Source organism: Microbacterium sp. CGR1 (assembly GCF_051062835.1).
Lineage (GTDB): Bacteria > Actinomycetota > Actinomycetes > Actinomycetales > Microbacteriaceae > Microbacterium.
On record NZ_JAOTPG010000001.1, the window covers coordinates 1,855,113 to 1,881,311 of the forward strand.

General features: G+C 67.4%; 27 protein-coding genes. 12 read left to right on the top strand and 15 right to left on the bottom strand.

From position 1 onward, the window contains the following. Positions 1-27 precede the first annotated feature (27 nt). Complete coding sequence (aztD, locus tag OD997_RS09290; protein ID WP_434331315.1) at positions 28-1,236, top strand: zinc metallochaperone AztD; 1,209 nt, start codon at positions 28-30, stop codon at positions 1,234-1,236. A 112-nt stretch (positions 1,237-1,348) separates the two neighbouring features. Here aztD and OD997_RS09295 read toward each other — a convergent pair whose 3' ends face one another. Further along, complete coding sequence (locus OD997_RS09295) at positions 1,349-1,816, bottom strand: BLUF domain-containing protein (protein WP_434331316.1); 468 nt, start codon at positions 1,814-1,816, stop codon at positions 1,349-1,351. Then, positions 1,813-2,070 (bottom strand): hypothetical protein, encoded by a 258-nt coding sequence (locus tag OD997_RS09300; RefSeq protein WP_434331317.1) that lies wholly within the window; start codon positions 2,068-2,070, stop codon positions 1,813-1,815. The genes OD997_RS09295 and OD997_RS09300 overlap by 4 nt, the downstream gene beginning before the upstream one ends. Positions 2,071-2,180: 110 nt before the next feature. Here OD997_RS09300 and OD997_RS09305 point away from each other — a divergent pair, with 110 nt between their 5' ends. After that, entirely contained in the window at positions 2,181-2,621 is a 441-nt protein-coding gene (locus OD997_RS09305; RefSeq protein ID WP_434331318.1) for a hypothetical protein, read from the top strand. Positions 2,622-2,625: 4 nt separating this feature from the next. Here OD997_RS09305 and OD997_RS09310 read toward each other — a convergent pair whose 3' ends face one another. From OD997_RS09310 to OD997_RS09320, 3 genes are read right to left on the bottom strand one after another with little or no spacing between them, the layout of a single operon-like run. Then, positions 2,626-3,927 carry a glycosyltransferase family 2 protein gene (locus OD997_RS09310; protein ID WP_434331319.1) on the bottom strand — a complete coding sequence of 434 codons (1,302 nt, stop codon included), beginning with the start codon at positions 3,925-3,927 and terminating at the stop codon, positions 2,626-2,628. After that, positions 3,924-4,898, bottom strand: a complete 975-nt coding sequence (locus OD997_RS09315) for a hypothetical protein (RefSeq protein WP_434331320.1) — start codon at positions 4,896-4,898, stop codon at positions 3,924-3,926. The genes OD997_RS09310 and OD997_RS09315 overlap by 4 nt, the downstream gene beginning before the upstream one ends. Further along, the gene (locus OD997_RS09320; protein WP_434331321.1) at positions 4,895-5,824 is read right to left on the bottom strand and encodes a WcbI family polysaccharide biosynthesis putative acetyltransferase; all 930 of its coding nucleotides are present in this window, start codon (positions 5,822-5,824) and stop codon (positions 4,895-4,897) included. The genes OD997_RS09315 and OD997_RS09320 overlap by 4 nt, the downstream gene beginning before the upstream one ends. Positions 5,825-5,909: 85 nt before the next feature. Between OD997_RS09320 and OD997_RS09325 the strand changes: the two genes are divergently transcribed. From OD997_RS09325 to OD997_RS09340, 4 genes are read left to right on the top strand one after another with little or no spacing between them, the layout of a single operon-like run. Further along, entirely contained in the window at positions 5,910-7,019 is a 1,110-nt protein-coding gene (locus tag OD997_RS09325) for a glycosyltransferase (protein WP_434331322.1), read from the top strand. Beyond that, positions 7,016-8,155, top strand: coding sequence for a glycosyltransferase (locus OD997_RS09330; protein WP_434331323.1), 1,140 nt, complete (start codon positions 7,016-7,018; stop codon positions 8,153-8,155). Before OD997_RS09325 ends, OD997_RS09330 begins: the two co-directional genes overlap by 4 nt. Next, a complete protein-coding gene (locus OD997_RS09335; protein ID WP_434331324.1) occupies positions 8,152-9,177 on the top strand; it encodes a glycosyltransferase in 1,026 nt (341 codons plus the stop codon). The genes OD997_RS09330 and OD997_RS09335 overlap by 4 nt, the downstream gene beginning before the upstream one ends. Next, a complete protein-coding gene (locus OD997_RS09340; RefSeq protein ID WP_434331325.1) occupies positions 9,174-10,001 on the top strand; it encodes a glycosyltransferase family 2 protein in 828 nt (275 codons plus the stop codon). Before OD997_RS09335 ends, OD997_RS09340 begins: the two co-directional genes overlap by 4 nt. Positions 10,002-10,082: 81 nt before the next feature. Here OD997_RS09340 and OD997_RS09345 read toward each other — a convergent pair whose 3' ends face one another. Together OD997_RS09345 and OD997_RS09350 are read right to left on the bottom strand one after the other, a co-directional pair. Then, entirely contained in the window at positions 10,083-10,685 is a 603-nt protein-coding gene (locus tag OD997_RS09345) for a hypothetical protein (RefSeq protein WP_434331326.1), read from the bottom strand. Between the two features lie 217 nt (positions 10,686-10,902). Continuing rightward, positions 10,903-11,043: a hypothetical protein gene (locus OD997_RS09350; protein WP_434331327.1), complete on the bottom strand. Its 141-nt coding sequence runs from the start codon at positions 11,041-11,043 to the stop codon at positions 10,903-10,905. Positions 11,044-11,105: 62 nt separating this feature from the next. Here OD997_RS09350 and OD997_RS09355 point away from each other — a divergent pair, with 62 nt between their 5' ends. The 4 genes from OD997_RS09355 to OD997_RS09370 all read left to right on the top strand — a co-directional run bounded on the left by OD997_RS09355 (position 11,106) and on the right by OD997_RS09370 (position 15,466). After that, positions 11,106-11,423: an NIPSNAP family protein gene (locus tag OD997_RS09355; RefSeq protein WP_434331328.1), complete on the top strand. Its 318-nt coding sequence runs from the start codon at positions 11,106-11,108 to the stop codon at positions 11,421-11,423. 119 nt (positions 11,424-11,542) lie between these two features. After that, positions 11,543-12,910: a D-alanyl-D-alanine carboxypeptidase family protein gene (locus OD997_RS09360; RefSeq protein ID WP_434331329.1), complete on the top strand. Its 1,368-nt coding sequence runs from the start codon at positions 11,543-11,545 to the stop codon at positions 12,908-12,910. Positions 12,911-13,073: 163 nt separating this feature from the next. Continuing rightward, positions 13,074-14,702 carry an MFS transporter gene (locus OD997_RS09365; protein WP_434331330.1) on the top strand — a complete coding sequence of 543 codons (1,629 nt, stop codon included), beginning with the start codon at positions 13,074-13,076 and terminating at the stop codon, positions 14,700-14,702. Positions 14,703-14,809: 107 nt separating this feature from the next. Continuing rightward, complete coding sequence (locus OD997_RS09370; protein WP_434331331.1) at positions 14,810-15,466, top strand: hypothetical protein; 657 nt, start codon at positions 14,810-14,812, stop codon at positions 15,464-15,466. Between the two features lie 9 nt (positions 15,467-15,475). On the opposite strand, the gene OD997_RS09375 is transcribed toward OD997_RS09370, so the two are convergent. The 8 genes from OD997_RS09375 to OD997_RS09410 all read right to left on the bottom strand — a co-directional run bounded on the left by OD997_RS09375 (position 15,476) and on the right by OD997_RS09410 (position 23,193). After that, positions 15,476-15,811: a cupin domain-containing protein gene (locus tag OD997_RS09375; RefSeq protein WP_434331332.1), complete on the bottom strand. Its 336-nt coding sequence runs from the start codon at positions 15,809-15,811 to the stop codon at positions 15,476-15,478. Between the two features lie 62 nt (positions 15,812-15,873). Continuing rightward, positions 15,874-16,104: a hypothetical protein gene (locus OD997_RS09380; RefSeq protein ID WP_434331333.1), complete on the bottom strand. Its 231-nt coding sequence runs from the start codon at positions 16,102-16,104 to the stop codon at positions 15,874-15,876. Between the two features lie 443 nt (positions 16,105-16,547). After that, positions 16,548-17,735, bottom strand: a complete 1,188-nt coding sequence (locus tag OD997_RS09385; RefSeq protein ID WP_434331334.1) for a serine hydrolase domain-containing protein — start codon at positions 17,733-17,735, stop codon at positions 16,548-16,550. A gap of 49 nt (positions 17,736-17,784) precedes the next feature. Next, positions 17,785-18,615, bottom strand: coding sequence for an ATP-binding cassette domain-containing protein (locus OD997_RS09390; RefSeq protein WP_434331335.1), 831 nt, complete (start codon positions 18,613-18,615; stop codon positions 17,785-17,787). Beyond that, positions 18,612-19,607, bottom strand: a complete 996-nt coding sequence (locus OD997_RS09395) for an ABC transporter ATP-binding protein (RefSeq protein WP_434331336.1) — start codon at positions 19,605-19,607, stop codon at positions 18,612-18,614. The genes OD997_RS09390 and OD997_RS09395 overlap by 4 nt, the downstream gene beginning before the upstream one ends. Further along, positions 19,604-20,497 carry an ABC transporter permease gene (locus OD997_RS09400; protein WP_431738609.1) on the bottom strand — a complete coding sequence of 298 codons (894 nt, stop codon included), beginning with the start codon at positions 20,495-20,497 and terminating at the stop codon, positions 19,604-19,606. The genes OD997_RS09395 and OD997_RS09400 overlap by 4 nt, the downstream gene beginning before the upstream one ends. After that, positions 20,494-21,510: an ABC transporter permease gene (locus tag OD997_RS09405; protein ID WP_434331337.1), complete on the bottom strand. Its 1,017-nt coding sequence runs from the start codon at positions 21,508-21,510 to the stop codon at positions 20,494-20,496. The genes OD997_RS09400 and OD997_RS09405 overlap by 4 nt, the downstream gene beginning before the upstream one ends. Before the next feature lie 81 nt (positions 21,511-21,591). After that, positions 21,592-23,193, bottom strand: coding sequence for an ABC transporter substrate-binding protein (locus OD997_RS09410; RefSeq protein ID WP_082478127.1), 1,602 nt, complete (start codon positions 23,191-23,193; stop codon positions 21,592-21,594). 124 nt (positions 23,194-23,317) lie between these two features. Here OD997_RS09410 and OD997_RS09415 point away from each other — a divergent pair, with 124 nt between their 5' ends. Continuing rightward, positions 23,318-24,247: a LysR family transcriptional regulator gene (locus OD997_RS09415; protein ID WP_434331338.1), complete on the top strand. Its 930-nt coding sequence runs from the start codon at positions 23,318-23,320 to the stop codon at positions 24,245-24,247. A 229-nt stretch (positions 24,248-24,476) separates the two neighbouring features. After that, entirely contained in the window at positions 24,477-26,144 is a 1,668-nt protein-coding gene (locus OD997_RS09420; protein WP_434331339.1) for a serine hydrolase, read from the top strand. Positions 26,145-26,199 lie beyond the last annotated feature (55 nt).

The following is a 26,199-nucleotide window of genomic DNA, read 5'->3' on the forward strand; positions in this document are numbered from 1 at the left end:
CCTCACCACAGAGAAAGAGGAATGCACATGCGAACCTCCCCCTTCCGGCGTGCGCTGATCAGCGCCGCGGCACTCGGTGCCGTCGTGACCCTGGCGTCCTGCGCCGGCGGCTCGACCGCTCCGGCATCCACCTCAGACGGCAGCGCATCCGACATGCAGGCGGGCTCCCGCGTCGCCGTCGCCTATGAGGGCGGCATCCTCGTGCTCGACGGCGAGACTCTCGACACCGTGGCCGACTTCGAGTCCGAGCCGTTCACGCGTCTCAACGCCGCCGGGGACGGACGGCACGTCATGGTCACGATGAGCGAGGGCTTCCAGGTGCTCGACACGGCAGCCGGAACGACCGACGAGCCCGAGCTCACCGACACGGTCTTCGAGGCCGACACCCCCGGACACGTCGTGCGGCATGCGGACAAGACCGTGCTCTACGCCGACGGTACGAGCGATACGACCATCTTCGACACGGCCGACCTCGCGAGCGCCGACGGCCTGCCCGAGGTCGAGACGATCCCGGGCGTCGAGGCGCACCACGGCGTCTCGGTCGTGCTCGAGGACGGCACGTTCGTGACCACCGTCGGCAACGCCGACGGGCGCAACGGCATCGTGGCGAAGGATGCCGAGGGCGCAGAGATCGTCTCGTCCGACCAGTGCCCCGGCGTGCACGGCGAGGGCACCGCGAAGGACGAAGCCGTGGTCTTCGGCTGCGAGAACGGCGCGCTGATCTACCAGGACGGCGAGATCACCAAGCTCGACGCCCCCGACCAGCCCTACGGACGCATGGGCAACGCGTACGTCAGCGAGACCAGCCCGATCATCGTCGGCGACTACAAGAACGACGTCGACGCCGAGGGGTACCTGCTCAGCGCCGTGACCCTGATCGACACCGAGGCCAAGACGCTCGAGGTCATCGACCTGCCTGCGGGCGTCGAGTACACCTTCCGTGACATCGTCCGCGGGCCGGAGGACCTCGCCTACATCCTCAGCAGCGACGGCGCGATCCACGTGCTCGACCCGGAGACGGGTGAGATCACCGACAGCTTCCCCGTCGTCGAGGCGTGGGAGGGACCGGCCGAGTGGCAGGACGCCCACCCCGCGATCGTCGTCGCCGGGAACATCGCGTACGTCACCGAGCCTGCCGCGAACAGCGTGCACGCGGTGGATCTGACCACGGGTGAGGTCGTCGCCAGCACCGAGCTCGACGTGACGCCGAACGAGATCGCCCCCGCCGCGGGCTGAGGCGACGCGCAGTGAGAGGGGCCGGGGCGATCGCTCCGGCCCCTCGTGCATGAAGAACGTGTGCACGGAATCCCGTGCCGGGGCTCCGGTCGTGACGATCGGGAGAGGGCCCTTAACCTGCTTCGCTCTCGGCCGGCTGTCGAGCGGCCGACTCCCGCACTCGGAACCACAGCGTGAGCTCCATGATCGCCCGGCCGATCATGTCGTGATCCCCCATGCGCAGGTCATCGAACGAGTCGCGGTACCCCGATGCCATCCCGGGCTCCGCAGCGACAAGGGACTGATACCCCATCGTCCACTCGTCGAACCGCCGCTCGTGCAACGGCTCCTCGATCAGCACCCGGACGTCCCGATGACGCGGGTCCCGATCGATCTTCTCCATCAGCTGCTCGACCTCGGACCGAGGGCCCTCGAGGATCTGGACGAACTCACCGCCGCGGTAGAGCAGCATTCCGGTGATGTCCCGCGCGGTGTTCCCCGCACGGCTCACCTCCAGCAGCTCAGCCAGCTCGTGCTCGTCGAACGGATGCGCGGCGCTGCTGCAGTACACGAGCGACACGAGCGGGTTCGTTCCGGTCATCCGGCATCCCCCTGTCGCGTGTGCGCGTCTACGGGGCCTGCGCCGACAGCGTCGACATCCGAGACCGCGGCCATGGCCAGGTGGTGGTCCTCGAAATCGCCGAGGGGGCGCGAGGCGGTGTCGAACGCACGCCAGCCGCCGTCCGTCTGTCGGTCGACGTATCCGAGGAACGAGCCGTCCCGACTGCCCACGTAGAAGCCGTCGGCCACGCTCGCCCAGAGCGGGCGGGAGGGGAGCGGCGATTGATCACCCATCTCACCAGCGTACATTCGCAGATGCGGCCGGGCTCGGATCATCCTCGAGGATGATGCCGATACCTCGCCCGCTCGATGCCCGGCCGATCCGTGCCGACGAAGCTGGAGGCATGAACGCACGAACGGCCCTCGCCGCCCCCGCCCTGATCGCTGCCGGACTGCTGTCCCTGACCGGATGCTCCGCCTACGACAGCCTCGTCCACAAGCAGGCGACGTCGACCTTCGACGACGTGGCGGCCTTCGACGACGGGTCCGAGGTGGATGCCGAGTGGATCCCCGCCGACGCCACCGCGATCACTGTGCGGACGTCGACGATCGAGGATGCCGCAGATGCCGTCATCCTGCTCTCCAGCGACTCCGACCTCAGCGCCGACTGCCCGGAGGTGGAGCGATACTCGGCCCCTTCCTGGGTGCTCGATGATGCCCCTGACCCCTACAAGGCGAAGACGGTCTTCGCCTGCGGCGACTGGAGTGTGATGGCGTCCGACGCCGGCTGGTTCGGCTGGACGCCGAACTCCGAGGAGGAGCGGAACGCCGCCGCAGCGGAGTGACGGGTCAGGAGAACTCGGCAGACCCGCCCCAGCCTGCAAGCCACGCCGAGACCCTCGGGTCCGAGCGCAGAGGCAGGATGCCGGGGGCTTCGACCTGCCTGCGCTCGAATCCCTCCTCCGTGCCCCAGCGTCGGGATCGACGCGTCGCGCGCCGGGACCGCAGCATGCCGTACGACGCCCCCTCGGGGCCGACGAGGTCGACGGTGCCGACGTCGCCCGTGCCGAGGGTCGCGATGCACTCCGCGATCGAGGCCCGATCGAGGACCACGATCGATCGGTCCAGCCTCCAGGTCACCCGGGCATCGTGCTCGCTCCCGTCGACCATGACCCTGGGGTCATCGAGAAGGCCGGCGGCTTCGCCGGACAGGACCACTCGCGCCAGAGGGAACGCCGCAAGGATCGAATCGACCATCACGAAGAGCGCCGCCGGCGGATGACTGCCGGCGATCTCGACGACGAGGTCGGGCGTATCCGACAGCAGACCCCGAGGAGCGGAGCCCGCGACCGGGATCGATGACCCGAGTCTCAGAGTCTGGGCATTCGCGCGCTCCCAGCCCGAGCCGGTGCGCTCGCCCCAGTCGGGTCCGTCATGCCACGCCACGGCGCTCGGCACATGAGCGAACACGGCTCCCGCCTGCCACATCCGATGCGCCCACTCCCAGTCCTCGCCGCCGTACGCGGTGAAGGACTCGTCGAAACGGCCCACCTCTTCGAACAGCAGACGCGAGCAGGCGATGACCGCGCCGATGACGAACCGGTACGAGCGATCGTCGGCGTCGCGCAGATCACCGGTCCGGGCGTACTCGTCGGTGAGCCAGGACGGCTCGGCGAGCTCCCGCCCCGCCGCAGCCTCGACCACCGGCGCATCCTGAGCGATGCCGGAGAAATCTGCATGCCGACGGCGACCCACGGTCACGGCGTCGGGAAGAAGAGCGGGCAGCCGCGTGAGCGCGCGAACATAGCCGGGTTCCGGAGCGGTGTCGGCATCGAGGAAGCACAGCACCTCCCCGGTGCTGGCGCGGACCCCCAGATTGCGCGCCGCCGCGAGACGGAAGCCCTGGTCCTCCTGGCGGACGAGGATCACTCCCTCCGGCACCGAGACGCGCCCGGCCGAGCCGTCGTCAGCCACGACGATCTCGAGCAGTTCGCGCGGATAGTCCTGGGCGTGCAGGGCGTGCAGGGTCCGGGCGAGCTCCCCCGGCTGGTCGTAGTGCGCGACGATCACCGACACCGTCGGGAGCGCCTCGGGAGTCACCCCGTCAAGTGCGTCCCATCGATTGCCCACGACCCACGGGCGACGCGTCATGCGTCGAGCCCGTCCCACCAGCGCACGTAGGCGTCGGCCGCCTCGGGCCACGCCATCGGCAGCCTTGTCAGATCATGCCAGGTCGAGTCGGGCTGCTCGAAGGCCTCTCGCACCGCGACCGCGAGCCCTGGCTCGTCGACGGTGCGGAGCGTTCCGGGACGCAGCGCCGCCATCTCGTCCATGTAGCGGTTGCGCACGGCGACAGGCCGCCGCCCCCAGCTGATCCACGACGCCAGGGAGCCGGATGCCGACACATGACGGTGCGCGATCACGGGCACAGAGACGGCACGGCCCCGTCGCGCGATCTCGGCGTCTTCGAGCCAGCCGGTGACCTCGACCTCGACCCCGAGGGCGCCGGCGCCTCGCACGAAGGCCTCGAGCTCTTCGGCATGACCGTCTGAGGCGCGACCCAGAACGGTCATCCTCGGGATGCCTGCTGCAGCCGCGGCACGAGCGGCCTCGTCATGCCCCTTGCCGGGGTAGAAGAAGCCGAGCACCCCGACCGAGCGGTCGGGAGGCATCCGTTGCAGGTCGGACAGGAGCGCGACGGGAAGAGGGATGCTCACGACGGGGCCCGACCACACGCCCTCCTCGACGAGCAGCGCGCGCTCGTGCTCGCTGTTGACCACCACGCCTCGCGCCGCCCCTGCCACCGACGCATAGGCCGCACGCCGTCGGGGCAGGTTTCGCTCACCGTCCGAGGCCTGCGGAACGTCATGCAGGGTGACGCTGACCGGCCTGGATGCGGCGAGCGCGGCGAACGCTGCCGCCGCCTCCTCCGGGGAGCCGCCCCACAGCCGATCCGTGAAGTGCACGTGCACGGGCGTGCGGCCGCCCTCCGCATCCAGGCCGTCCGGCGAGACGATCCTGATGGCCGGGTGCGCTGCGCGGACCGCGGCCGCCATGTCCTGGGCGTACATCGCGACCCCGTGCGTCCCGGGGTGCACGAGCAGCAGCGGCATCGCGCTCACCGCACACGCCAGACGTCGAGAAGCGGAGCGAGACGCGCGAGAGCCGCGACGACGAAGTCGGGGTGCGCGGCGTACCACTGAAGGTGCGCGGTGCGCACCTCATCGTCGTCGACCGCCTCGCCCTCGACGATCCAGTGCGCGCGCGTCGCGTCGGCGAGCGACCACGCATCGATGACCTCGGGTTCGAGCGGCGCCTGCACGGAGTCCAGCAGCGGGCGGCCGGGGTCTGTCGGGCCGCCCGGGTATCCGAGCTTCTCGAGCACACGAGCACCCAGCGGCATCCACACGGCGTCGCCCGGATGGTTCACGGTGCGGGCGTGATCGGCTGTGACGGAGTCGAACAGGTCCGACACCGTCACATCGGCGCTCTGCTCGCGGACGCGCAGCGTGTCGATCGACATCTGCCCCACCCCGCGCACCGCCTCGGGCGACAGCGCGGCGACGACGGGGATTCCCGCGGCAACCGCGAGCGTGCGGATGTCGTGATAGGCCACGACCGGCGGATCGCCCTCGGTTCCCGGCACCCGGATGGCGGCCTGGAAGGGGTGCAGTCCTGCGAAGCGCACCGGGGGCACGGTCAGCATCCGCGCCTCCGTGACAGCGGCGATCTGCCGGGTCCCCAATGGCAGGTCGTGGTAGTCGTCACGGATCGGCTGGCTGACGACGATCTCCGCGTCGCGGACGATCTCATGCAGCCGCGCAGTGTCGGCGGCGGTCATCTCGTGCACGGCGGGCACGCGCACGAAACGGTGGTCGTCGGAGTCCATCACCATGCGCAACGACTCCGCCTGGCAGTTGCCGAGGACGACTCCGAAGCTCTCGGGAAGCGGGCTGAGTCCGTAGAACTCCGAATAGTGTCTCTGACGCGCTAGCACCTGGGAGGCTGCCTGCGCAACGGCCGTGCCCTCTTCCGGATCATGGCTCATGATACGAACGTATACCTTCGACTCATCAGTCTTGCGTCCCCCATTGCCCTGCGGCCTCTCCGTCATCGCGATACGCGCACTTCGGGTGCTCAGCCCCGTCACGGAGAACCACATCCTCATCAAACCTGCCTTCGTCCGCGTCGCCTCGATCCCGGCCGCCCACCCCTATGTGCGTGCGGTCACCGACACGCAGATGGTGCAGGTGCTGCCAGACCCACCCGTCCCCGGCGCCGCCGAGGACGTCTGGTGGCCGCCGGTCGCGCTGACGTCGGAGTGGCTCGATGCGCATGCCGCGGGCTACGACGTGCTGCACGTGCATTTCGGCCTGGAGTCGTTCTCCCCCGAGGAACTGCGCGACGCCCTCGCCACCGCGCAGCGGCACGGCAGGCCCGTCGTCTACACGGTGCATGACCTCGACAACCCGCAGCTCGTCGACCAGGCACCGTACCGGGCTCTGCTCGACGTGATCATCCCCGCCGCCGACCGGCTGCTCACCCTCACCTCTACCGCCGCAGCCGAGATCGAACGCCGGTGGCAGCGTGACAGCGAGGTGCTCGCGCATCCCACACTGCTGGAGGGCACGCCCACGGCCCCGCGCTCGGTGGACGACGTCTTCCGCATCGGCATCCACCTGCGGGACCTGCGCCCCAATATCGCCGCGGAGCTCGCAATCCGCGCCGCCGTGGACGCGGCCGCCGCACTCGAGGGATCGGGACGCGCGGTCGAGTTCGAGGTGCTGATGAACGAGCGCGTCCGTGACGATCGGGCGGCCGCCCGCGTGATCGCCGCCGCTGACGTGCATCCCGCGGTGCATGTGCGTCGCACCCGACACCTCAGCGACGCGGGCATCGAGGCCTGGATCGGGGGCACGGACCTCTTCGTCCTTCCCTACCACCACGGCACGCACTCGGGCTGGGTGGAGCTCTGCTACGACCTGGGAGTTCCCGTGGCGGGCACGGATGTGGGGCACATCGCGGCCCAGCATCCCGAGGACTTCACCGTGATCGACCTCGACGACCCGCAGACCCTGGTCGACGCGGTCATACGTGCATCCGACGCGCGCACATCCTCCCGCGCCGCGCTGGTGGCCGAGCGGCGGACGGAACGCCTGGCCGAGCGTCAGACGGTCCGCGCCGCCCATGCACGGGTGTACGCCGACGCGTGCGCGCGCATCTCTGCGGGGGTCGACGCGTGATCGGCCGCGAGCGCCTGCGGGTGCTGGTCGTCGCACCCGAGCGTCATGCTCTTCGCCAGCCCCACGCAGGGGGCCTGGAGGCCGTGGTCTGGAACCGCGTGCGCTGGCTGCGCAGCCGGGGCCATGACGTACAGCTCTGCGCCGCCGAGGGCTCGGACTTCCTCGCAGCGGATGCCGGACTCCACCTGCCGAGCCCGCTCTGGCATCGACCGCACGATGCCTCCGACACCGATTTTCCCGAGGGCCACCGCCGACTCATGACTGACGCCTTCGCTCGCGTCCGGGACCGACTCGATGCCCCCGCGACGAGGGTCGACGTCATCGACAACCACAGCCTGCACGGTGATCCGATCCTCTGGAGTCGCGACGTCGGCGTGCCTGTCGTCACGACGCTGCACACCCCACCCCTCTCCGAGATGGTGATCGCGTCGAACGCCCTCACCGGATCGTCGCCGCACCGCTTCCTCGCGGTCAGTCAGTACACGGCTCGCGCGTGGTCGGCCGAAGGCGTCGAGGCTTTCGTCTTCACCAACGGGGTGGACAAGGGCCAGTGGAGCCTCGGCGTCGGCGGCGGGCACTGGGTCTGGTTCGGGCGGATCGTTCCCGAGAAGGCTCCGCACCTCGCCATCCTCGCCGCCCGACACGCTGGTGCGCGTCTGAAGCTCGCCGGTCGCATCGGCGATGCCGTGTACTTCGACCGCGAGGTGCGACCTCTGCTCGGCGACGGGATCGAGTACGTGGGTGCGCTGCGTCAGCCCGAGCTCGCCGACCTCGTCGGACGAGCGGCTGTCGCACTGGTGACTCCCGTGTGGTCCGAGCCCTTCGGTCTCGTGATGGCCGAGGCTCTCATGACCGGCACCCCGGTGGCCGCGTTCGACTCGGGCGGCACGAGCGAAGTGCTCGCGGGGATCCCCGGCACCGCCATCGTGCCTGCCGCCGACGTCGAAGCGCTCTCCCGGGCCGCGACCGGCCTGATCGAGCAGTCTCGGCGCGGGCTGCCCCGCCGTCGCGTCCGCGAGGCCACGGCGGCCCGCCACTCACTCGATCGCCGGCACCGCGACATCGAGCGGGTCCTCGCGGTCGCCGCCCGAAGCGCCGTCTCACCGCAGGAACTCATCGAAGCGGTGGGCGCATGATCGGCTGGTACGTGCACCACCACGGGTGGGGGCATGTGACCCGGATGCAGGCGATCCGCCCGCATATCGATGACGACGTGACGGTGTTCTCGAGCCTGCCGCAACCTGCATCGCTGCCGGCGCGCACCACCTGGGTGCAACTGCCGTCGGACTCAGAGCCGGTCGTCGGGTCGGACGGAGTGCACCGTGAGGCGCACGAGCGGGGAGACGTCACCGCCGGCGGTGCCCTGCACTGGGCGCCGCTGCGACACCCCGGCCATCAGGCGAGGCTGGCCGCGATGGCCGACTGGGTGGCCGTTCACCCGGTATCGGCGTTCGTCGTCGACGTCAGTGTCGAGGTCACGATCCTCACCCGTCTGCTCGGAGTGCCGACGGTGGTCTTCGCGCAACCCGGCGACCGCACGGATGCTCCGCACCGCCTCGGATACGACCTCGCCGACCGCATCCTGGCCCCCTGGGCCGCAGGGACGATCGAGGCCGACGGACTCGCAGACCACGACGATCGCGTCCACCGCGTCGGAGCGGTGTCGCGCTACGACGGTCGCGACCGAGACGTCGATGGCCGACCCGATGTCGACGGCGATGAGCGCCGAGTGCTGTTCCTCAGCCGCACGCTCGACGCACCCCGGCTCGCGGCGACCATCGAGCTGCTGACGGCGGACGGCTGGATCGTCGACACGGCGGGGGCCGGTGACGACGACCGGGTCGCCGACGTCTGGCCGCTGCTGTGTCGTGCCACCGTGGTCGTGAGCGCCGCCGGCCAGAACGGCATCGCCGACCTCGCGGCGGCCGAGACCCGCGCCCTGGTGATCGCGCAGGACCGCCCCTTCGGGGAGCAGGAGCACACCGCCCGCGTGCTGGCCGCGCTCGGTCTCGCCGTCACGGTCCGCGAGGACGCGACGCCGACCGAGGTCGCCGACGGGGTCCGACGAGCCGCCGCGATCGCGCCGGGATGGCAGGCATGGCAGGCGACCGGCGCCGCGGCCCGAGCGGCCGCCGCGATAGAGGAGGTCGCCGCGTGACCACGCGCGTGGCCGTGATCACTCCGGCCTCGATCACCCGTCTCGACCATCTGCACCGGCAGCGCCGATTCCTGCGCGACGTGCACGCTCCGGGCATCGAGATCGTCCGGATCGAGGCCTGGCTCGACGCCGACGCGGCGCCGGCACCCCCGGCCGTCTCGTCCGTGCACGTGCCTCCCGGTTCCCACGGCATGCGCGTGGGTGCCGCCCGCAACGCCGCCGCCCGCCTCGCCCTGACCCACGACGTCGACCTGCTCGTGTTCCTCGACGTCGACTGCCTGCCCGGATCCGCGCTGCTCCAAGGGTATGTCGCCGCGGCACGGAGTCATCCCGACGATCTGCTCTGCGGGCCGGTGACCTATCTCGAGAGCGTGCAGCGGCCTGCGACGATGTCCGAGCTCGACGCCATGACGCGCCCGCATCCGGTGCGTCCACTCCCCCTCGACGGGACCGTCGTCCCCGCGTCCGACGACGAGTTCGACCTCTTCTGGTCCCTGTCTTTCGCCGTGACGCCGGAGGCGTGGACGCGCCTCGGAGGGTTCGACGAGGCGTACGAGGGATACGGCGCCGAGGACACCGACCTCGGCCGACGCGCCCGCTCGCTCGGTATGGGGGTGCAATGGGTCGGAGGTGCGCATGCGTACCACCAGTGGCATCCCGCCGGCTCTCCGCCGTGGCGTCATCTCGACGACATCCTGCGCAACGGCGCCCTGTTCGCCAAGCGGTGGGGCGAATGGCCGATGGGCGGCTGGATAGACGCCTTCATCGCCGGCGGCGCGGTCGAACCTCACGGAGACGGCTACCGCCGAGTCGCTCGGTCCTGACCGGACGGAGACCGCAGAGCGCACGATGTCCGCGGCGCCCGCCTGCGGGCGAGCTCCGCTGAGTCCCGCCCGATCTCCGCGTCAGTCCACGGCGAAGGAGGCGAGCGCCTTCCGGTATTCGACGCTGTCTCCTCGCACCTCATCCGTGACCAGGAGCGTATGAGGACCGGCCTGTCGCACGTGCATGTCCCGGCATGGAATCGTCACCACGGTGGTGAGGCCTCGGCGCCACGCGGCGGCAAGCGCCTCGACATCCCGATGCTCCGGGCTGTCCGCGAGCATTCCGGGTCGATTCGCGACGTGCGAGTCGAAGCCGCGACGTTCCCACTCTCGGTAGGCCTCGTCGTCGAAGACGTCGTGACCGAACTCGTCGCCCCACGTGGGTCCGATCAGCTGACGCAGAAGGCTCTCGCGCTCCGCCGAGCCCGCCTCCGTGTCGCCGACGGCATCGAACATCGCCTGATCGTGCTCGACGGCGGAGTGGGCGAGGACATCGCTCCAGATCCGCGCCCATCCTTCCGACCAGAGCTCTCGGGTCGCCGCGTCCACCGGGTTCGCCGCCGGTGCAGGCGGATCCGTGAGCGCCGACGGGAGCTCGTCACCGACGGGACGCAGATCGTGGGCCTCGCGGATCCAGAGCAGCTCGAGCAGCGCCTGGGGTCGATCCTGGACCGTCATGGTCATGTCGTGCGGCCACGGGTTTCCCGGCATGGGGGTTGTCGATCGCATCATGACAGTCCACGGGATGCGCGGGTCCTGGTCAAGGGCCCGAGCCGGGGGGGATCCTCGGGAGATTGCGGAGTCGGGACGCAGGCCGTCAGTCCGGCACCGAGAAGCGCGGCAGCCGCGAGGGCGCGGGCGTTCCTGGACGCGGCCCTCCCCGGGCCCGAGCGCATCGACATCACGACGACTCGTCAGAATCCGTGCCGGCAGCGGCGCGTGACTCCAACTCCTTGAGCCGCTTCAGCTGGGCCCACGGCCAGAAGGCGATCCAGGCGATAGAGACGATCGACGCCCCCATGATCATCGACGCGATGTCCATGACCCTCAGGCTACAGACGCATCCGCCCTAAGTCGGCTCTTCGCTCTGACAAGCTGGACGACATGATCACCGTTCACCTGCGCTATGAGATCGACCCGGACAAGCTCGACGACTTCACCGAGTACGGGCGTACGTGGATCAGGCTGGTGGCGAAGCACGGGGGAACCCACCACGGCTACTTCCTGCCGAGCGAAGGCGACAGCGACGAGGCGTTCGCGCTGTTCACGTTCCCATCTCTGGCCGACTACGAGGTCTATCGCACAGCCTCGAAGACCGATCCCGAGTGTGTGGAGGCCTTCGAGTTCGCGCGCCGAACGCAGTGCATCCGCCGTTACGAGCGCCGCTTCCTCAGCCCGGTCTTCTCGGCTGACGCCGACTGAGATACGGGCTGCCCCCTGCTTGTCCCCCGAACGGCCGATACCGCTGGCCGCACGCATCCGCGAGGATGGCTTTTTCTGTGGATTGCGAGCGACAGGTGGGGCGCGATGAGGGGCTCTCGATGACGGCACCCGATCAGCCGGTGGATGCGCTGTCGGATTTTGCCGAGCTCATGGAGCGCGAGCAGGAGTTCAGCGGTGATCGGGTCGACCCCGCGGTGCGCAGAAGACGCCGGCGACGAGGACTCATCATCACCGCCGTCTGCGTGGTCCTGCTGCTGGCCGTGACCGGAGGGTACGTCGGGTGGGCGCTCACGGCTCCGGTGAATCCCCCGGCGGTGACCACTCGCACCCCGGACGTCCCGGTCGGGGTCGCTGCTGTCATCGCCACGCCTCCGGCGGCGGCATCGGCGATCAGCATCGCCGGCGCCGACGCCTACCTGGGCGAGACGGCGAGCGGGATCTGGTCGGCGACGGGCACGGGTGAGGCGCTCCCGATCGCGAGCATCACCAAGCTCATCACCGCCCTCGTCATCCTCGACGCGTCACCGCTCGCCTCAGCAGACGACCCTGGACCGACCATCACGTTCGGCAATGCCGATCACGACCTCTACGACCAGTACTACGTGCAGGGCGCGACCATCGCTCCGATGCCCACCGGCACCTCGATGTCGTTGCACGATGCCCTGGCCGTCATGCTCATCCCCTCCGCGAGCAACTACGCCGACGCGCTGTCCTCCCGGATCTTCGGGTCGCAGAGCGCTTTCCTCAGTGCGACGCGCGCCTGGCTCGCATCCCACGGCCTCACCGGAACGACGGTCACCGAGCCCACTGGCATCAGTCCGCGCAACACGAGCACGCCCGCCGATCTGCTCGCCATCGCGAAGCTCGCCGCCGCGCATCCGGCGATCGCTCGGATCGTCGCGACCCCCTCGGTCTCGATCCCCGGCGCCGGTCAGCTGATCAACACGAACGCCCTCCTCGGCACCGCCGGGATCACGGGACTGAAGACCGGCAACCTCGGCGAGGGCACGCACAGCCTGCTGTACACGGCGACGCTCGACGTGGGCGCGGCCGATCCGCTCGCGATCACCGGCGTCGTCCTCGGCGGATCATCGCGCGAGTCGGTGAATGCCACCGTGATCGCCGAGCTCGAGAGCATCCGCTCCGGCTTCCATCAGGTGCCTGTCGCGAGCGAGGGCCAGGAGATCGGAACGATCTCGACACCCTGGGGGTCCACCGCCACCCTGGTCATCGGCGAGGACGCGTCGATCTTCACCTGGTCGGACACGCCGATCGAGCTGACGATGGACATCGACACCCCTCCCACCTACCGCGACGGCACGGCCGTGGGGACCGTCACCTGGACCGCCGGACCGAACACCGTCACTGCCCCGGTGACCATCGCAGGCACCATCGATCCGCCCACCGAGTGGTGGCGGCTCACCCACCCGTCCGAGCTCGGCTCCGCGACGGATGCCGAGGGCTGAGGCCGCTCGACCGCGCATCGGAACGCTGCGTGCCGACCTTCGGAAGAAAGTCGAAAGATCGACCGATCGGCCTCCGCCTGCGTTCTCCGGCTATACGATCTGCATCGAGGCGCCAGGCCCGATGTGCTCTGCGGAAGGACAGCCGGATATGTCAGCAGACCCGATGACCTCTCGACCTGAGGCACCGAGATCCGCCGCCGTCTCCGCCTGGGCGCCGCTGGCCATCCCGGCATTCCGGGTGCTGTGGTTCGCGCAGCTGGGAAGCAACATCGGCACCTGGATGCAGACCGTCGGCGCACAGTGGTACCTCGTCGACGCCGCGGCCAGCGCGACCATCATCGCCCTCGTGCAGACGGCGAGTCTGGCCCCGGCCGTGCTGTTCTCCCTCCCCGCGGGGGTGCTCGCCGACTCCCTCGACCGCCGCAGACTGCTGATCTGGGGGTCGGTGGCGAGCGCCGTGATCGCCGCGGCGCTGACCGTCATCGCCTTCCTGAACGAGCTCACTCCGTGGACGATCCTCGGCTTCACGTTCCTGCTCGGGATCACCTCCACGCTGACGTCCCCGGCCTGGCAGGCGATCCAACCGGAACTCGTGCCCCGCCCGCTCATCGGCGCGTCCTCCGCGCTCGGCGGCGTCACGGTGAATGGCGCCCGGGCCGTCGGCCCCGCGCTCGCTGGCGTGCTGCTGTCGCTGTTCGGCGCACCCGTCGTCTTCGGCATCAACGCGCTCAGCTTCATCGGAGCAGTCGTCGCCCTTCTGTGGTGGCGACGGCCGCCGCAGAGCGGACTCGACGACAGGGAACCGTTCACGGCCGCGCTGCGCGCAGGCGTTCGGTACGTCTCATCCGCCCACCTCGTGCGACGCATCCTTCTGAGGTCCGCTCTCTTCGCCCTACCTGCCAGCGCACTGTGGGCGCTGCTTCCTGTCACCGCCAAACGGCTCGACCTCACCTCGAGCGGATACGGCTTCCTGCTCGGAGCGCTCGGCGCCGGCGCCGTGCTCGGCATCTTCGTTCTGCCCATCGCCCGCAAGAGGTTCTCGGACAACGCGGTGATCGCGGTGAGCGCTGTGCTGTTCGCAGCCGGCACGCTCGCCGCGGCATGGCTGCCGTTCGTCCCCCTGCTGCTGCTGCTCGTTCTCGCCGGGGTCGCCTGGATCGGCACGCTCACCGTGCTGAACGCCGCACTGCAATTGACCCTCCCGCAGTGGGTGCGATCGCGAGGAGCATCGATCTACATCCTCGTCTTCATGGGAACGATGGCCGTCGGGTCGTTCGGCTGGGGCGCCCTCGCCGGAGCAGTCGGCACGGCGACATCGCTGGCCGTGGCCGCGGCGCTGCTCGTCGTCATCGCAGCCAGTGTGATGTGGCTGCCGCTTCTGCCGGGCACGAGCACCGTCGACCGGACCGTCTCGATGTCGTGGCCCACCCCGACCCTCGTCCTCGACCCCCAGCCGACCGACGGCCCCGTTCTCGTGCAGATCACCTACACCGTGCGACCCGACAGCATCGACGCGTTCCGAGAATCCATGCGACTGGTGGAGAGTTCGCGGCGGCGAACCGGCGGGTACCGATGGACTCTCCTCCGCAGCGGCGAAGAGCAGGACCTGCTGCTCGAGTCCTTCATGGTCCCCTCCTGGGGAGAGTACCGACGGCAGCAGACCCAGAGACTGACCGGTCGCGACCGTGAGATCCAGGCGACCGCGCGGGCGCACACCGACGGCGAACCCACAGAGGTGCACTACTTTCCCGAGCCCACGCCGCCCCGCAGGAGACCCGGACCTCAGCGCTGAACGGGCTCAGGGGGACAGCAGAAGGCCTGCGCCGTCGGATGCCGGGGCATCTGGGAATCCCGTGAGAATCGACGGGCTGGTCACGACCGCGCCGATAGCGTCGAAGCATGGATATCGACACCAGACGACCCCAGGTTCGCCGTGCACGCATCCTCTCGCCCCTGTTCGGGATGGCGGTCACGGCTGCGCTGCTGGCCGGATGCGCCGCCCCCGCGTCCCCCACCCCGACGGTCACGCAGACGGTGACGGCATCCGCTGATCCCGCGCCGAGTCCGTCGCCCAGCGCATCCTCCACGCCGGCCGCGGGCGTCAGCCCATCGGGCATCGGAGACGTGAAACTCGGCGCGCCCTACGACGAAGCCGTGGCGGCGGCGGGTGCCGCTCCGGTTGACGCCTGCCCGTGGCTCGCGTCCACGGAGGCCGACGGATACATGCTCACCGTTCAGCGCCCCGAGGTCTCGGAACAGGACCCCGCGGTGGTCGACCTCGTGCAGGTGTCCGCCTCGCCCGTCGACCTCGAAGGCAAGCCGGCCGTCGGCCCGCTGACCGCTGAGGGGATCGGTCTCGGTTCCCGGCTCGACCAGGCGCTGGCCGTCTACCCCGACGCGGTCGAAGTCGAGAGCGTCGGCGATCGCCGCTATCTCGCGATCGAGTCGGAAGCCGGCACCGGTTCGGTCTTCCTGACCTACACCGCCGGAACCGACATCATCTGGGGAGTGACGGCGACGACCCTCGACGAGCCGCCGTACGAATCCTGCGCGTGAGCGCGGGCGTTAGGCGGGAGCATCGGGAGTCGGGGTGCTGATCACGAGGAACCGTGTCTCCGTGTCCCCAGGGTTGAAGAACCGGTGCGCGAGCCCAGGCGGGACCTCGACTCCCTGCCTGGCCTCGAGGTCGACGGCGCCCTCGGCGGTCTGCATCTGAGCGGTTCCTTCGAGCACGTAGAAGAACTGCGTCGCAGTGTCGTGCACGTGCCACTCTTCGCCGGCTCCGGCCGGTACTCGCTCCTCGATCACCGACAGCCCTGGACTGTCGAATAGTCGCCACCCGTCGGAGACCTCGCCCCACACGTAGTGATCAGCATTGGTGACATCGACAGGTTCGGGCACTCTTCGATCCTTCCAGACGAAATGGTCGGCGCTTAGTGCGAACGCGCGCCCGGACACATGCTCTAGGAAGTACGCACACCTTGGGATCGACGAGAAAGAAGCCTGCCGACAGTGAACACCCCGGCGCCAACGACGGCGACACCAAGCGCGATCACCATCACTGCCGCGTCGTTAGGCAGCATGGCGCACCCGACGGATGTGTCCTCGTAGGGACAGCTTCTCCAGGGCTGGAAGAAGAACAGCACGGCTGTCGCCGCCCCCACCAGCCCCAATGACGCGCCGATGACAGTCATCAACCTCGATCCGCGTTGAGTCATGGTCCAACGTAGACATCAGACGCGCACTCGACTCGTCCGTACTGCGATCTCCCAGCTTCGGCATCAAGTCCGCGTGTCGGGCTGGAACCCCGCGCCAGCACTGGAAACGCGCTCTCACCTGCTCAGCCCCTTCTTACTTCCCTGTCTGGCCGTTTACCGACGATAAGACCACTTATCGCAGCTATCCGGCGCAGCCCCGCCTAGTGATCCGGCCGTCTTCGCGGCGCATCTGACATGGACGCTGAAAGCGATCAACCGTCGGAGCACCGCAGTGTGAACTGCGCCATCGCTCCAGCGGCCCAGTCGAGGTGCGCTCCTACAGCTCGACCAGACAGTACCGTCATCCCTGTCCTCCGGTGCGGGGGCGTGTTTCGGACGAACACCTCACCAGTCATGCCGCTATCTCGCGTCAGACAGCGCTAGCCGATGGCGTCGCAGATCTCACGAAAGAGCACACTGTGCAGCCGGTTCCAGTCCTCCGTCACCGGTTCGGGCCACGAAGAGAATTTGACGATGACCGTGCGCGTCGCCGGATCCACCCAGATGAACTGACCGTGGATTCCGGCCGCGTAATAGTCGCCTCTCGCGCTGCCGGTGATCCACCACTGGTTCGAATACGATCCCCCGGGGTGAACTCGTTGGAACACGGTGCCCGAAGCTGCGCTCGGCTCACCGCCCTCAAGTGTTCGTCTGATCCAGTCCGAAGACAGCACACGTCTTCCGTCGATGTTCCCTGCCCCCAGCATCACGCGTCCGACGCGCGTCAGGTCTCTCGCGGTGCACGCGATGCCGCCGTTCGCGAATCCGAAACCACCGGGTTCTACCGTGATCTGCGCGTCCTGATCGCACCCGAGCTGAGACCACAGTCGTTGCGATACCGCCTCGTGGTAGCGGAGTCCGGTGACGTTCTCAACGATCCACGCGAGCACGTCGGTTCCTGCCGAGCAATATCTGAACCGCTTACCGTGGTCCCCGCCTCCGCGAAGGGAAGCAAGAAAGGCGTACGTGTCCTGAGGATCTTCGGGGCGACGCGGGCGCCAGCCCGCGACGCGATCCTGCGCTTGCACTTCCGAGGCCGGATTCCGGTAGTCCTCGTCGTAGTCGACGTCGACGGTCATGTCGAGCACCTGCTGTACCGTCGCCGCACCGTACGCGCTGTCGGCGAGCTCAGGCACGTAGTGATCGACGCGACGATCAGGATCGATTCGCCGGTCAGAGACGAGCGTGCCGACCGTGAGACCACAGATCGACTTCGACACACTCATCAGCAGGTGCAAGCTATCCGGGCCATGCGCCTCGTGATAGTGCTCGGCAACGATCTCATCGTCGCGGACCACGACCAGTGCGTCGGTGTAGCTCCCTTCCAACCGTTCGCCGAGTGTCGCCAGCGCGGCCAGCGCGTCCAGTCCGACCACCGAACGCTGGGAAGCCTCGATGGTGCGGTGGCCGATCCGCGCCGTGGGCACGAGCTCAGAGACATGTCCGAAAGCCCACCGGTTGTGCGGAGCATCCTGCCAGGTCTCGAGCGTCAGACCTTCTTTGGGAACAGCGTGGATACGGGACACGCGGCCTTCATCGCCGAGGGAGTGAGGGATCAGGGATGTCACGACAGGGTCCTCTTCGCGTCGGATGGTGGTTCGGGTAGGCAGAGTCGATTCACAGCTGCTCAGCGACTTTCGGCGTCGTGATCAACGTGCCCCGTTCGGTGATCGGTACGGCACCTGGAGTCTCGGGCATGGCCGCGATCAGTCGTTGCGTGTATTCGTGGCTCGGGGTGACGAGCACCTCTGCTGCAGGCCCGGACTCTACGAGCTCGCCTTTGCGCATGACGCCCGCCATGTCGCTCATGTATCGCACGACGTCGAGATCGTGCGAGATGAGCAGATAGCTGAGCGAGTACTCGCGCCGGAGTTCCTGCAGCAGATTGAGAACCTGTGCCTGCACCGAGACATCGAGTGCGCTCGTCGGCTCGTCGAGCACGAGAAGCTTCGGCCGAGTCGCGAGGGCCCGGGCGATTCCGACACGCTGGCATTGACCGCCGGAGAGCTGGTGAGGAAGTCGTTCGGCGTGGGATTGTGCAAGCCCGACCTCATCCAGCAGTTCCCGCGCCCGCGCAGCGAGCACTCGTCCGCGCAGTGCCGTATGCGTGCGCAGTGGTTCCGCAATCGACTGCTCGATCGTGAGCCGAGGGTTCAAGGCTGCGACTGGGTTCTGGAAGACCATGCCCGTGCTTGCGCGCAAGCTCCGCAGCTCTTTGCCGCGTAAGCCGGTGATCGGTCGCCCGTCGACGCTGGACGATCCGGACGTCGGCTCGATCAGACGCAGGGCGCACCGCGCAATCGTGCTCTTGCCGGAACCGGACTCGCCGACCAGCCCGAAGGTCGTACCGGCCTCCACTTCGAAGGACACACCGTTCACGGCTCGCACCTCAGTGCGGTGCGAGCGATAGACCTTGACGATGTTGTCCACGGTCAGCATGGCGGTCATCGGATACTTCCCTCACTGGAGCCAACCCGAATACACGCGGCCTCATGGAGCGGCGAGACCGGCACCAACAGGGGGTCGATATCCGCGCACGCCTCGACGGCGAGTGGACATCGGTCGCGAAAAGAGCACCCGGACAGGTTGAGCAGATTCCCCGGCACCGATCCTGGAATCGCCTCGAGCTTCTGTCCCGGGCGGTGCCGGGCAGGCAGCGCTTCGAGCAGGCCGCGGGTATAGGGGTGGGACGGGTCACGCAGGACGACTTCCGTCGAACCGGTTTCGACCACGCGCCCGGCGTACAACACGGCGAGACGGTCACACACCTCCTGCACCACACCGAGGTTGTGTGTGATGAGCAAGACCCCGAAGCCGAAGCGGTCACGCAGCGCCAGGATCAGCTCGAGAATCTGTTTCGCGATGGTCACGTCGAGCGCCGTCGTCGGCTCATCCAGGATCAACAGCTTCGGCTCGCACACCAGAGCCATCGCGATCATCGCTCTCTGCAGCATTCCCCCTGAGAGTTCATGCGGATAGCTTCGATAGACCCGATCCGGATCAGGCAGCCCCACCTGCTCGAGGTAGTGAAGGATGTGTGCTTTCGCAGCGGCGCGTGACAACTTCCGTCCCGCGACACGACGATGCCTGTCGATGACATCCTTCATCTGCTGACCGAGCGTGAAAACAGGATTGAAAGCGGTGCCGGGGTTCTGGAACACGATTGAGATCGCGTCGCCGCGTGCCGAACCGCCACCGCCGAAGGGCTGCTCAACGCCGTCGAGTATCACGCGCCCACTCGGAACTGCGCCTTTCGGAAGAAGCCCCAGGACAGCGAGCGCCGTCAGGCTCTTGCCACAGCCCGTCTCGCCGACGATGCCTACCACCTCGCGAGGAGCGACGGACAGTGTGATTCCTCGTACGGGGCGGTTCGTGAGCTCGCCGCGCTCCTCGAACGCGACCTGGAGGTCCTCGATGCGGAGGAGGTCGGTGGTTGTCATCGCTTCACCTGCCGGGGGTCGAAGAAGTCGCGCAAAGAGTCGCCGAGAAGATTGAACCCGAGCACGGTCACGAAGATGGCCAACCCGGGGAACGCGGAGATCCACCACGCAGTGAAGATCTGTCCGCGCCCCTCAGCGACCATGAGGCCCCAATCGGGCGAGGGAGGTTGCGCTCCCAGGCCGATGAAGGCGAGGGAACCTGCGGCGAGCACCACGGCGCCGATGTCGACCGTGGCTTGAACCAGGATCGGTGTCAGACAGTTGCGCAGGATGTGCCGCGGAAGGATTCTCCAGGCGGGGACGCCGGTCGCGCGCGCCGCCTCGACAAACGGGCGGTCACGGAGAGCTCGTGCTTCTGCGCGGACGAGCCGGGCATACCAGGGCCACCAGCAGATCGCCAGTGCGATGCCGGCGTTCGTGAGACTCGGCCCCAGGATCGCCACCGTCACCATCGCAAGCAGCAACGGAGGGAAAGCCTGAAAGACCTCGGTGACGCGCATCAGGACGGTGTCGAGCCACCCGCCGCGGTAACCCGCGATAGCGCCGAGGGGGACGCCGATGACGGCTGCAATACCGACGACGAAGAGGGAGATCGTGAGCGCTGGGCCGGTGCCGATGATCACGCGGCTCAGAATGTCCCGCCCGAGCTGATCCGTACCGAACCAGTGCACGGCGCTGGGAGCGAGCCCGCGATTCCCCACACTGGTCTCGCCGTATCCCTGTTCGGGGAAGGGCGCGATCCAGGGCCCGAAGAGTGCCAGGATCGTGACGAGGATGATGAGCACGAGCCCGAGGAGAGCGAGTCGGTCCGTACGGAGGACGCGCATGATCCGCGAGACGGTGCTGCCCCCCACAGGGACGAAAGTCGGGAGTATTGCGGTGGAGGTCATGAGAGCCTCACTCGAGGATCGAGTCGTGCCTGAGCAAGGTCCACGACGAAGTTGGCGATGAGGTAGCCGGCGGCCCCGAGGAGGGTGATCGCCATGATGGCCGGGTAGTCGACCGCGATCATCGCGTTGGCGGCGAACTGGCCGATACCGGGCCAGTTGAAGACGACTTCGATGAAGAACGTGCCGGTGAGCGCGTACGCCGAGGCGAGGCCGATGATGGTCATCGTGGGCGGCAACGCGTTCTTCAATGCGAGTTTCCAACGAATCACACCACCCCTCAGCCCGTACGCGTCGGCAGTGAAGATGTAGTCCTGTCCGAGCACTTCGAGCATCGAGGCTCGAGTCATCCTGGCGATGAGGCCCATCGGATATGCGGCGAGCGTGATGGCGGGAAGAATCAGATGAGCCAGTCCGTCACTGTATGCGACCCAGTTCCCGGTGATGAAGCTGTCGAACAGGGGAAAGCCGGTGACGCGGGAGATCGGCGACACATAGTCGACCTCGGTGCTGAACTGGCCGGTGGCCGGGAGAAGCTTCAGCTGACCGACGAAGAGGACCTGAAGCAGCAACCCGAGCCAGAAAGCCGGCATGGATACTCCGCCGATGGCGAGAAACCGGATCGCGCCGTCGAGGGCCTTGCCCGGCTTCTTGGCCGCGACGACGCCGAGTCCGATCCCCACGATGATCGCTATCAGGATCGCGGCGAAGAGCAGCTCGAGCGTTGCCGGCAGACGTGTGGCGAACTCATCGAGTACGGGACGCTTGGTAGCGAGGGAATTGCCCCAGTCGCCCGTGATCAGTCCTCCGAGATATCCGAGGTACTGCACGATGAGCGGCTGGTCGAACCCCAGCTGTTCGCGGATGCGTGCGAGTTCCTCGGGTGGGGCTTTCGGACCGGCGTACACGACGGCGGGGTCGGTGGGGATGACCCGTGCCAGCACGAACACGACGAGCGTGAGCACGAAGAGCACGAGCACCGCGGTCCCGAGCCGGCTGGCGAGGAAACGCAACATAGATGACTCCAGAGATCAGGCGGTGGATCAGTATCCGGTGGACCGAGCTCGCCGGTCCACCGGATACTGACGTCCGGCGTTTCAGCTCGCGGGCTGAATCGGTGCGAAGAAGGTTGTGAAGGGGTAGTTCTCGTTGAAGTCTGCGACTTCCAGTCCCTTCGGAACCACGCTCACCGCCTGCGCGTCGTAGAGGAAGACAGCGGGTGCCTGGTCGACGAGCAGCTCCATCGCCTCCTCATACTTCGCCTGGGCCGCGGGGCGGTCGCTGCCGGTGAGCGTCCCCGCCTCATCGATGAGGGCGTCGTATTCGGGGTCGTTCCAGTAGCTGAGGTTGAAGAAGGGCTCTTCGCTCGAGTGGAACAAGGAGTAGAGGTTGTCCGCGCCGGCATCGCTGTATGTGGGCCAGTAGTACAGAACGAAGATGTCCTGGGCGGTAGCAGGGTCGGCCTTCGCGTTCTCCCACTGCTGATTGAACAGCTCCGCCCGCACGTCCAGAGTGACGCCGATCTTCGCGAACGCATCTTTGATGAGCGGAACGAATCGGGCCTGAGCCGGGTTCTCTGATGCGAAGGTGAGAGTGAGCGTGAGCCCGTCGGCATGGCCGGCTTCTGCGAGAAGTGCTTTGGCCTTGTCCAAGTCCTGGGTGTACTGCGGAACGTCCTCGGAATAGGGGAAGATGCCCTTCGGTACCGGACCGCGCGACTGCGTCCCGTACCCAGCGCCACCGACGTCGATGATGTCCTGGTAGGGCACTGCATAGCTGAGCGCCTGACGCACCTTCGGGTCGTTCAGTGGCGCTTTGGCCGTGTTGAAGAGCGCCAGGAAATTGAACGGCGAATTCGAAGTCTTCACCGACGACTCCAGGTCGGCCGCCACCGTGTCGATGTTCTCCAGCGGGAGGTTCGTCGCGAGATCGACCTCGCCGGAGGTCAGCATCTGCTGCGCCGTGACCGCATCCGGCGTGATCGCGATGTCGACGATGTCATAGCTCGGGGCGGCATCCTCGTTCCAGTAGTCGTCGTATGCCTCCAGGACCACCTTCTCCCCCGGGGTGTAGGACTTGACGGCGTACGGTCCGGAGCCCGCGTCGATACCCTGCTCGAAGTACGCCTCATCGTCCGCCGAAGCCTCGAGCGCTTTGGGCGACACGATCCATGCACCGTAAGTAGAGGCGGCGATGAGATCCATCGGCGCCGAGTAGGAGAGATTCATGACCACTGTGGTGTCGTCTGGTGCCTCGACGGACTCGAGCGGAGCCCAGATGAAGGATGCACCTGCGTGGTCCTGTGCGGCTTCGATGCTCGCCTTGACGGCTTCGGCGTCGACGGTCTCTCCGTCATGGAAGGTCGCGCCTTCGCGGATCGTGAAGGTCCAGGTGAGTCCGTCCGAGCTCACTTCCCATGACTCGGCGATTGCTGGGGTGAATTCCTCCGCGGCACCGTCAGCGTTCTTCCACAGGAGGGGCTCGTACACGTTGCCGAGGTAGAGAGCCTCGGTGGAGAACGACCGCACCGGATCCCAGGTCGTGACAGCCGCTGACGCGGCGACGCTGAGTACGGACGAACCGGAGTCGTCGTCTGCTGTGCCGCTGCCTACCGTGCATCCGGCGAGAGCGAGCGCGGCGACGGTGCTGAACACAAGAACTGATGGTGCGCGAAGTGACCGCGCCGGTGGGACTGCCATGGCTGCCTCCTGCTGTGTGATCGCCACCGGTCGGGTGCGGCGGCGAATTTTTGCCAGTCTATGGACGCCGAGCAATAACGCGCCAATACTTAGATGCGGCTGACTCGATACCTCGGAGGCATCAATGGATCTGCGCCTGCTTCACTACTTCCTGGCGGTGTGCTCGACCGGAACGCTGCACGCAGCTTCGGCCGTCGTTCATGTCGCTCAGCCATCCCTGAGTCGCCAGATTCGGCGGCTCGAGCAAGATTTGGGCTTCACTCTCTTCGACCGCTCAGCGCGTGGGCTGTCCCTCACTGCCGCCGGCAGAATGTTCCTCCCGGTCGCTGAGGACCTCCTCACCAGAGCGACTCAGGCGCAGTCGACCGCGCGGTCGATAGCACGCGGAACCGTGTCCGACCTCGTCGTCGTCGCAGCTCCGACGACGATGGCCGACATCATCTCCCCCTTCATCGTGCGCGCGGGTGCCTCAGGGATCATCGGCAACGCGATCGAAGCGATGCCGGAGAATGTGTACAGCGTCATCGAACGTGGCGATGCTGACTTCGCCGTCGGCACGCGGATTCCGCCCGCCGAACTCAGTTCGATGGTGCTCGGGCACGCCTACCTGTGGGCGCAGATGCCCGCGTCACATCCCTTGGCGAGCCGCCCGAGTGTTCCTATCGCGGAACTCCTTCAGGAATCTCTTATCGTGATGAGCCCAGCTCATGGGGTGAGGCAGATGCTGGATTCCGCCGCCGCACGCGCCGGACTCGCCTTCACGGCCTCTGTCGAAACGTCCTCTCCCGTGCTCGCCCAAGCTCTCGCTGCGGCAGGCCGTGGTGTCTGCGTGCTCTCCGACGACCCGCAACACGACCTCGTTGCTGTTCCGATCTCAGCCCCGGGAGGCGAACTCATCATCACCCTCTTCGGCGTGTGGGACGAGCTGCACTATGCGAGCGCGCACATTGCCACGTGTCTGAAGGAACTGAGTTCCTTCAACTCTGAGCTGTACCCACAGACGACGAAGTTCAGCGCCAAGGAAGCGATCCGTGAGGATGTGACGATGCCGTGATGCCTGGCGAGCATCAAGGAGGAGCCGAACTGGTCGTGGACTGATCGACGAGATGCCGTTCACACTGACTTCCACCCGCTCAACAGATCCTGGAGTCCACGTGCGTCGCTCAATCTCACTACTGCTGTGCGGGGTCGTCATGGCCACCGCGCTCACATCCACGCTCGGTGCTGCCCCAGCACCGAGTGCAGACCGCGTCCCTGGAGACCCATTGGCTGGTTCAGGAGCGGTGACGCGTACGGTGCTCACCGCCGCAGAGCTCGCCTCCACGACGGCGCCAGCCGGCACGGTGCCCAACGACGCGTTCGCGCTTCCGGCCGAAGCGATGATGCCGAAGCACACTTTCGAGGGGACGCTCACGCTGAACGACGTGGGCAGCTCTGGCGGGCTCACCGCCCTCAAGGACCCTTACGGCTACGCCACCCTGGCACCGCTGAGGCACTTGCCTCCCGTTTCAGTACAGCTCGTGCAGAACGGCAGTCACCTGGTGCCGGTGGTTCGCGGCGTGCAATACACCGGCAGCTCCTATTGGAACCTCGCTGTCGGAGCGGGAAGAGCATGGAGCGAGAAGGGGGACCGCGGCCAGTCTCGCGCCTCTCTCCCGTTCTCGCTGGTGGAACGCAACGCCAACTGCGTGCACAATGGCGTCCTCACTTTCCTGTTCAAGAAGAACAAGGTGTCGAACGTCCGCTATCAGATCACGAGCGAAACCTGCCAGTACTTCCAGTTCGACATGTGGGGGCAGGTCAGCGCGAGCTACACACCAGGCGGCATCGTGAACGCGGCAGACATCCGTAATGCGTACGCGACGGAGGTCGCCGACCGGCTGCCATCGAAGCCGATCTCCACTCTTGCCACGGACAATCCGGGAGCGGGCATCGATCTGTCCGCATTCGGGAGAGGTATCACACCGAGCGCCCTCAGCGCGTACGGGTTTGTGTACGACGGAGTGAACTACGTGGGTGACTGCCCCACCCGTCAGGGCGCCTACCCGTTCTGCAGTCAACTGCTATTGCCGTCGTACTCGACCGCCAAATCCGCATTCGGCGGCCTGGCGCTCATGCACCTCGCCCAGAAGTACGGCCCCGACGTCTCCGAGGAGCTGCTGGAGGATCACATCCCGGAAGCGTCGGCCCCTTCGTGGGATGACGTCACCATCGATCACGCTCTCGACATGACAACCGGCAACTACTCCTCCGCCGGCTACCAAGCAGACGAGGCCGGACCCACGATGTCCTCGTTCTTTCTGGCAGAGACTTATACGGACAAGCTGACGGCGGCGCTCTCCTACCCGCACAAGGCGGCCCCAGGAAGCATTTGGACCTACCACACCTCCGACACCTTCCTCGCGGTCCGGGCGATGGACGACGTGCTCGAGGAACGGGAGGGCGCCGGCTCCGACATCTTCGCAATGCTCCGTGACGAAGTGCTCGAGCCCGCGGGAGTCGGACCCGACTCTCTGACGACACTGCGAACCGACAACGCGCCGACCGGAGCGCCTTTCGGCGGGTACGGCATGTTCTGGACCCAGGACGACATCGCGAAGGTGGCGAAGCTCCTCGTCGCCGATGATGGCGTCGCGGGCGGCACCCAAGTGCTGCATCCCGGGCTCCTGGACGCATCGCTCCAGCGGGACGCTTCAGATCGCGGCATCACGACCGGTGGGCCAACCCCGTTTCACTACAACAACGGTTTCTGGGCGCGAGACTTCAGCAGCGCTGACAACGCGGCCTTCACCTCACCGTTCTCGGTTCCGTTCATGTCGGGGTTCGGAGGGATCACCGTCGCACTCATGCCCAACGCGTCGAGCTACTACGTCTTCAGTGACAACAACGAGTTCGCGTGGCGAGACGTCGTCGCAGAATCCAACAAGCTCGACCCGATGACTGGCGGCTGAGACGTGCACGCGAGTCCGTGGCACATGCGCTCGGGCCACGGACTCGTCAGGCGGG

Bases quoted from the DNA above. Each gene is read 5' to 3' on its own strand.
- aztD (WP_434331315.1), top strand. From the start codon at position 28: ATGCGAACCTCCCCCTTCCGGCGTGCGCTGATCAGCGCCGCGGCACTC.
- OD997_RS09295 (WP_434331316.1), bottom strand. From the start codon at position 1,816: ATGACCGGAACGAACCCGCTCGTGTCGCTCGTGTACTGCAGCAGCGCC.
- OD997_RS09300 (WP_434331317.1), bottom strand. From the start codon at position 2,070: ATGGGTGATCAATCGCCGCTCCCCTCCCGCCCGCTCTGGGCGAGCGTG.
- OD997_RS09305 (WP_434331318.1), top strand. From the start codon at position 2,181: ATGAACGCACGAACGGCCCTCGCCGCCCCCGCCCTGATCGCTGCCGGA.
- OD997_RS09310 (WP_434331319.1), bottom strand. From the start codon at position 3,927: ATGACGCGTCGCCCGTGGGTCGTGGGCAATCGATGGGACGCACTTGAC.
- OD997_RS09320 (WP_434331321.1), bottom strand. From the start codon at position 5,824: ATGAGCCATGATCCGGAAGAGGGCACGGCCGTTGCGCAGGCAGCCTCC.
- OD997_RS09335 (WP_434331324.1), top strand. From the start codon at position 8,152: ATGATCGGCTGGTACGTGCACCACCACGGGTGGGGGCATGTGACCCGG.
- OD997_RS09345 (WP_434331326.1), bottom strand. From the start codon at position 10,685: ATGACCATGACGGTCCAGGATCGACCCCAGGCGCTGCTCGAGCTGCTC.
- OD997_RS09350 (WP_434331327.1), bottom strand. From the start codon at position 11,043: ATGGACATCGCGTCGATGATCATGGGGGCGTCGATCGTCTCTATCGCC.
- OD997_RS09355 (WP_434331328.1), top strand. From the start codon at position 11,106: ATGATCACCGTTCACCTGCGCTATGAGATCGACCCGGACAAGCTCGAC.
- OD997_RS09360 (WP_434331329.1), top strand. From the start codon at position 11,543: ATGACGGCACCCGATCAGCCGGTGGATGCGCTGTCGGATTTTGCCGAG.
- OD997_RS09365 (WP_434331330.1), top strand. From the start codon at position 13,074: ATGACCTCTCGACCTGAGGCACCGAGATCCGCCGCCGTCTCCGCCTGG.
- OD997_RS09370 (WP_434331331.1), top strand. From the start codon at position 14,810: ATGGATATCGACACCAGACGACCCCAGGTTCGCCGTGCACGCATCCTC.
- OD997_RS09380 (WP_434331333.1), bottom strand. From the start codon at position 16,104: ATGACTGTCATCGGCGCGTCATTGGGGCTGGTGGGGGCGGCGACAGCC.
- OD997_RS09390 (WP_434331335.1), bottom strand. From the start codon at position 18,615: ATGACCGCCATGCTGACCGTGGACAACATCGTCAAGGTCTATCGCTCG.
- OD997_RS09395 (WP_434331336.1), bottom strand. From the start codon at position 19,607: ATGACAACCACCGACCTCCTCCGCATCGAGGACCTCCAGGTCGCGTTC.
- OD997_RS09400 (WP_431738609.1), bottom strand. From the start codon at position 20,497: ATGACCTCCACCGCAATACTCCCGACTTTCGTCCCTGTGGGGGGCAGC.
- OD997_RS09405 (WP_434331337.1), bottom strand. From the start codon at position 21,510: ATGTTGCGTTTCCTCGCCAGCCGGCTCGGGACCGCGGTGCTCGTGCTC.
- OD997_RS09410 (WP_082478127.1), bottom strand. From the start codon at position 23,193: ATGGCAGTCCCACCGGCGCGGTCACTTCGCGCACCATCAGTTCTTGTG.
- OD997_RS09415 (WP_434331338.1), top strand. From the start codon at position 23,318: ATGGATCTGCGCCTGCTTCACTACTTCCTGGCGGTGTGCTCGACCGGA.